General features: G+C 70.4%; 6 protein-coding genes. 2 read left to right on the top strand and 4 right to left on the bottom strand.

The features are described from left to right. The first annotated feature begins 177 nt into the window (after window positions 1-177). The gene (locus C1I97_RS29115; RefSeq protein ID WP_146608324.1) at window positions 178-717 is read left to right on the top strand and encodes a hypothetical protein; all 540 of its coding nucleotides are present in this window, start codon (window positions 178-180) and stop codon (window positions 715-717) included. A 402-nt stretch (window positions 718-1,119) separates the two neighbouring features. Further along, the gene (locus C1I97_RS29110; RefSeq protein WP_111006106.1) at window positions 1,120-1,473 is read left to right on the top strand and encodes a hypothetical protein; all 354 of its coding nucleotides are present in this window, start codon (window positions 1,120-1,122) and stop codon (window positions 1,471-1,473) included. Between the two features lie 45 nt (window positions 1,474-1,518). Here C1I97_RS29110 and C1I97_RS29105 read toward each other — a convergent pair whose 3' ends face one another. From C1I97_RS29105 to C1I97_RS29090, 4 genes are all read right to left on the bottom strand, one after another. Further along, on the bottom strand, window positions 1,519-2,343 hold the full coding sequence (locus C1I97_RS29105; RefSeq protein ID WP_111006105.1) for a carbohydrate ABC transporter permease: 825 nt from the start codon (window positions 2,341-2,343) through the stop codon (window positions 1,519-1,521). Beyond that, window positions 2,340-3,260 (bottom strand): carbohydrate ABC transporter permease, encoded by a 921-nt coding sequence (locus tag C1I97_RS29100; protein WP_111006104.1) that lies wholly within the window; start codon window positions 3,258-3,260, stop codon window positions 2,340-2,342. Before C1I97_RS29100 ends, C1I97_RS29105 begins: the two co-directional genes overlap by 4 nt. After that, window positions 3,257-4,549: an ABC transporter substrate-binding protein gene (locus C1I97_RS29095; RefSeq protein ID WP_111006103.1), complete on the bottom strand. Its 1,293-nt coding sequence runs from the start codon at window positions 4,547-4,549 to the stop codon at window positions 3,257-3,259. The genes C1I97_RS29100 and C1I97_RS29095 overlap by 4 nt, the downstream gene beginning before the upstream one ends. 126 nt (window positions 4,550-4,675) lie before the next feature. Next, window positions 4,676-6,034 carry an MFS transporter gene (locus C1I97_RS29090; protein ID WP_258382788.1) on the bottom strand — a complete coding sequence of 453 codons (1,359 nt, stop codon included), beginning with the start codon at window positions 6,032-6,034 and terminating at the stop codon, window positions 4,676-4,678. Window positions 6,035-6,091: the final 57 nt, after the last annotated feature.

The raw sequence follows: 6,091 nt of genomic DNA, 5'->3' as shown, positions 1-6,091 counted from the left end.
GGGCCTTGAGGGGTATCACCGAACGCTTGCTGGAAGCGGCGGACCGCGGGCTCTGGGCAGAGCCGGACCAGGAGACCCTGGACCGGCTCCGGGCGACCTACCTCGAACTCGAGGGAGATCTCGAAGGGTGAGGCGAGTGGCGACACGAGTGGCGGGACACCCGAAGTGGTGCCCGAAGTGACGTCGGAAGGGCCGCACGGCGCACCCGCCGAAGAGGCGCCCGCGCCGCGCGGTGAGGTCCGCCCCTCCCTGGCGTACGACACGCTCGCCCGCCTCGGCCTCCACGATCCGCGTCTCGCCCTCTCCTCCGCCGACTGCGCCGCACTGGAACCGCTGGTCGCCGACTGGCTGGCGCGCGGCGTGACCCCCGAGCACCTGACGCGGGTGCTCGTCGCCGGCCTTCCCGAGCAGGTGCGCTCGCCCAGGGGGTTCGTCCAGCGCAGGCTCGTCGACAAGCTGCCGCCCGAGCAGCCCGCTCCCACCGTGCCACCCGCGCCCCGCGCCCTCATGGAGTGCACCGACTGCCGTGTCCCCGGCCGCCCGGAGGCCCTGCCCGGAGGTCTCTGCCGTGCCTGTCGCAGCTCGGGCAGAACCACGCCTTCCGAAGGGCCGACCGGCATGCGGCCCGTAGCAGTGCGCGCCCGTGCCGCCGAAGTGCGTGCCTCGATGCGCGCACCACAGACAATTCGCACAAACCTGCTGAGAGTGAAGCAGTAGGGCTATTGCGGTAGTTGTGTGCACATGATCAGCGGGCGCACCGAACGCGCCCTCCTTCCCAGGACGTTCCGGGCCCCACGCCTTCGGGGCCCGGCCCGAGCCTGAAGGCGGCAGTCACCGGGAACTTGGCTGCCTCGTCCGGAAGGAGAGGCGCTGATGGGGCGTCATCGGAAGGAAAAGCCGAGGAAGAAGCCTCTGCACAAGCGGATCGCCGCGGTGATCCGGGAGCTGTGGAGGTGGTTCAACGGAGAATGACCGGCAGTCCTCAGAAGGATTGAGGGCTCCCGGTCATCACACCAACCGATGAAGGGTCCCCGCTTGGAATACCGGTCCGGGCGGGGGCCTCCCTTTCATGGAACCACATCGGGTGCCCGAGTGGCACCACGAACGCGGGAGGAACGGTTGAACACATACGTACTGCTCCTTGGAGCCCTCGCCTACCTCGCGCTCGGCACGGCGTTCCTCGCCGCGACCCGCTGCACGCCCGGCAACCTCCGCGCGGAACTCGGCCAGGACGCGGACGACCTCGGCTCCCACCGGCACCTCCCTGTCGTCCTGGCCGTCCTGTGGGGCGCCCTGCTGTTCCTCTGGCCCCTGGTCGCCGCCTACGAGACGGCGTACCACGCGCACCACCGCGCGCATTACCTCGGGCACCGCCTCCTGTACCACCCGTCGCTGGACTGCACGGACGAGGACGGCTGGTACGGCTCGGACGTCTGCCGGCGCCGCCCGCTCGCCTGGGTCGTCCGCCGCTGACCGGCGACGGAAGCGGAACGCACGCCCCCTTACCTGACCGCACCCTCACTTGACCGCGCCCACGGCGATGCCGCGGGTGAGCGTCCGCTGGAAGGCGAGGAAGAAGACCAGGGCGGGCAGGACACCGAGCAGGGCGGCCGCGTTGGTCATGGTGGCGTCCATCAGGCGCTGGCCCTGGAGGACGCCGAGGGCCACCGACACGGTCTGGTTGTCGTTGGAGACCAGCATGACCAGCGGCAGCAGGAACTCGTTCCAGGTCCAGACGAAGAAGAAGACCAGCAGCACGCCGAGGGTCGGCCGGCTGACCGGGACGACGATCCGCCACAGCACCTGCCAGGCGTTCGCCCCGTCGATCCGGGCCGCCTCGACGATCTCCCGCGGGAACCGGCCGAGGACGGCGGACAGCAGGTACGTGCCGAAGGCCGCCTGGATCACCGTGAAGACGATGACCACACCGATCCGGGTGTCGTACAGGCCCACCTGCTTGCTCAGGTAGTAGACCGGGTAGACCAGCGCCTCCTGCGGCAGCACGTTCGCGAGGACGAAGAAGGCCAGCACCCAGGTGCGGCCCCTGACGCGGCCGATGCCGATCGCGTAGGCGTTCAGCACCGACAAGGCGGTGGCGAGCAGCGCCACCGCTCCGCTGATCAGGACCGAGTTGACCAGCTTCTGTCCGTAGTCGACGCGGTTCCAGAAGTCCCTCAGGCCGTCCAGGTACAGGCCCTCGGGGAGGCTCAGGGGCCCGTTTTGCGAGTACTCCGCCGGTGACTTGACCGCGTTGACGGCGACGATCAGGAACGGCACGACCATGAACAGGGCCGCGAGGCACAGGGCGATCAGCACCGGGTAGCGGCGCAGAGCGGCTCTCATGCGCGGACCCCTTCCTCGGCGTCCTCGGCGCGCGTCTGCAGCCGCAGACCGATCAGGGAGAGCGCCAGGACGATCACGGTCAGCACGGTCGAGATCGCGGCGCCGTAGCCGACCTGGGTCTTCTCGAAGAACGTGGTGAAGGAGAAGTAGGAGGGGACGTCGGTCGCGCCGCCCGGACCGCCCTTCGTCAGGACGTACACCGCGCCGAACACCTTCAACGCGGCGATCGTGCACCAGGTCAGCACGACGTGGATCTCCGGGCGGATCTGCGGCAGCGTGACGTGCCGGAAGCGGCGCCACCAGCCGGCGCCGTCCAGCTCGGCCGCCTCGTACAACTGCGGGTCCACGCGCCCGAGGCCCGCCATGAAGACCACCAGCGGGAAGCCGAGCTGCACCCAGACCATCACGCCCATGACGCTGTAGAGCGCGATGTCCGGGTCGCCCAGCCAGTCCTGCTGCCAGGAGCCGAGGCCGACGGCCCCGAGCAGTTCGTTGAGCGAGCCGCCCTCCGGCGCGAGGATCCAGCTCCAGACGATGCCGGCGACCGCGATCGGCAGCACCTGGGGGAGGTAGAAGCAGGCGCGGAGGACGGTCGTGATCCCGGTGCCGAAGTGCTTGCCGACGTAGTCGAAGAGCGCGGCGGCCAGGACCAGTCCGACGAGGGTCGGTACGACCGCCATCGCGACGACCATGAACAGGCTGTGCCGGAAGGACGCCCAGAACCCGCCGTCGTGCAGGAGGCGTTGGTAGTTGGCGAGCCCGGTCCACGTCGGGCTGCCCACCCCCTGCCAGTCGGTGAGGCTCACGCCGGTGTTCATCAGGAACGGCACGACGACGACCGCGAGGAAGGCCAGGGCGCCGGGGAGCAGGAACAGGGCGTAGGAGGTGCGCGGGCCGTGTCCGACGGGGGCCGTCACCGCTTCGGTACGCCCTGGTCGTACGCCTTCTGCAGGTTGCCGAGGTAGGCGTCCGGCTGCTCGCTGCCGGTGATCAGCTTCTGGGTCTCGGAGACGAGGGTGTCGTAGAAGCCGGGCACCGGCCAGTCGGGGTAGAAGGCGAGGCCGTCGCGCCGGGAGAGGGTGTTGAAGTCGTCGATGAGAGCCTTGGCCCGGCGGCCGGTGAGGGCGGAGGGGTCGGCCGCGACGGGGACGCCGCCCTTGTTGCCGAGCAGGTTCTGGATCTTCTCCGACAGGGTGATGTCGATGAAGTCGTACGCCAGTTCCTTGTTCTTGGCGCCCTGGGGGACCACCCAGAGGTTGCCGCCGGAGCCCAGGGTCAGGGAGGAGTCCGGCCACAGGAAGGTGCCCCAGTCGAACGTGTTCTCCGCCGTGAAGCGGCCGTACCACCAGCTGCCGGAGAACAGGATCGGCGCCTTGCCCCGGATGAAGGACACGCCCGCGTCCTCGGCCTTCGTGCCGCTGGACTTCCTGCTGATGTACCCCTTCCTCACCCAGTCGGCGAAGGTGGTGGCGGCGTACGTCCAGGCGGCGTCGTGGAAGTCGTTCCTGCCTTTGTAGAGCTCGTACCTGTCGACCCAGGCGCGGTCGGCCCGGGACAGGGCGAGCTGGTAGAGGTACTGCTGGGCCATGTACTCGGCGCCGGCGTTGGCGAGCGGGGTGATGCCCTTGCCGGCGAACGTGTCCAGGGCCGCCGTCAGTTCGCCGAACGTCCTCGGCTCGGCGATCCCGTACTTCTCGAACAGGTCCTTGTTGTAGAAGACCATCGTGTACTCGGCGTAGTTGGGCACGCCGTACCACTTGCCGGAGCCCATGATCCCGTCGGTGTCGTACTGGCTGGTGGTACGTACACCGGCGCTGAGTTTTCCGTCCCAACCACGCTTGACGGCCTCGGCGGTCAGGTCGGTGAGCAGGCCCTGCCGGGAGAGCAGGCCGGCGGTCGCGTTGCCCTTGTTGTACTCCATGAGGTCGGGGGCGTCGGAGGAGTTGAGGACCATGGGCGCGGTCTTCTGGATCTGTTCGAAGCCCTTCTCCTCGAACTTCACCTTCACGCCCGGGTGCCGGGCCTCGAACTCCTTGATGGCCGCGTTCCAGGCCACGCCCATCGCGCTGTCGGGGCCCTCGTAGTGCCACAGCCGCAGGGTCCTGCCGTCGGACGAGCCGCCGTCCGAGTCGCCGCAGGAGGTCAGGAGCAGTGATCCGGCGAGGATCACCGCCATGGCCGCCACACGCCTTCGTGCCGTCAACATCCAGGGCCTCCAGGAGAGTCGGACGGGTATCGGGGCGCATCAGGGCGTCACTCGCCCGTCGAAGCGGTTCGACTCCAGTGATCGAAGCGCTTCGACGGCTGAAAGTAGGTGGCGGCCGGGGGCACGTCAATGGGTGCGACGGGAATTCCGGCCGGTGTCCGGCCCGCCGGACGCGGTGGCTCCTCGCGAAGCCGGTGGAAGGACAAGGACGGTGAGCGAGAGCAGCAGCGCGAGCGCCGCCGCAATCACCGGCACCCCGTAACCGGCCGTCGCCGACACGTGCTCGACCATCCAGCCGCCGGTCGCGCTGCCGCAGGCGATGCCGCCGAGCAGACCGGTCACCGCGAGGGTCATGCCCTCGTTGAGGCGGCCCTCGGGGGAGCGCTGCTGGACCAGGGTCATGTTCGTGACCATGGTGGGCGCGGTCGCCGTACCGGCGACGAGCAGGGCGGCGGACAGCACGAGCAGGGAGCCGGTCAGGGCGGCGGCCAGCAGCGGCAGCGTCATGAGCGCCGTCATCGCCGCCACGCACCAGGGCAGGCGCCGCCCCGCCGGACCCGCGGGTCTCACCACCCCGTACACCAGCCCGGCCACGCACGAACCGGCCGCCTGCAGACCGAGCGCCACGCCCGCCGCCGAGCGGTGGCCCCGGTCGTCCGCGAACGCCACGGTGACGACCTCCATCGCGCCGAACACCGCGCCCATGGCCAGGCACACGGCGAGCTGCGCCGGCATACCGGGGGCGCGCAGCGGCGCACGCGCGGGCGTGCGCGGCGTCGGCGGCGGCTCGGTCGAGCGCTGGGCGGCGAACAGCAGGACGCCCGTGAGCAGCAGCACCGCGCCGACCAGCGTGCCGGCCTCCGGGAAGAACGTCCCGGTGAGGAAGGCCGCGAGAACCGGGCCGAGCATGAAGCACAGCTCGTCCGCGGCCTGTTCGAAGGAGTTCGCGGTGTGCAGGGCCGCGGGGTCCGACTTCAGCAGGTGCGTCCAGCGGGCGCGGGACATCCCGCCGGTGTTCGGGGTGGTCGCGGTGGCGGCGTAGGCGGCGAACAGGGTCCAGTCGGGGGCGTCGTGGCGTACGCACAGCACCAGGGCCAGGCTGCCCAGGGCCGCGCAGGCGGTGGCGGGCACGGCGATCCGGGCCTGCCCGTACCGGTCCACCAGCCGGGCGGTCCAGGGGGCGGTCACCGCGGTCGCCGCGAGGCCGGTCGCGGTGACGGCGCCGGCGAGCGCGTACGAGCCGCGCGCCCCGGCGATCATCACGACCGCGCTCACGCCGAACATGCCCATCGGCAGCCGGGCCATCAGGTTCCCCGCGGTGAAGGCGCGGGCGCCGGGGAGCGCGAACAGACGCCGGTACGGGGCGAAGAGGCGCCGGTACGGGATGAGGAGGCGCCGGTGGCGGTTCTGCGCGACGGCACCGAGGGCGCTCGCGTAGCGCAGGAATCTGCGACGATCCATGCCGACGGACGTCTTGTACGACACGTGGTGTCCTCCTGGGGCGGCACAAGGCGAGGAAATGGTTGAAGAACTGAGGCCGGG

The sequence above is a fragment of the Streptomyces sp. NTH33 genome, from assembly GCF_003236365.1.
Lineage (GTDB): Bacteria > Actinomycetota > Actinomycetes > Streptomycetales > Streptomycetaceae > Streptomyces.
This window is presented reverse-complemented; position numbering and strand designations above follow the sequence as displayed.

Bases quoted from the DNA above. Each gene is read 5' to 3' on its own strand.
- C1I97_RS29095 (WP_111006103.1), bottom strand. From the start codon at position 4,549: ATGTTGACGGCACGAAGGCGTGTGGCGGCCATGGCGGTGATCCTCGCC.
- C1I97_RS29105 (WP_111006105.1), bottom strand. From the start codon at position 2,343: ATGAGAGCCGCTCTGCGCCGCTACCCGGTGCTGATCGCCCTGTGCCTC.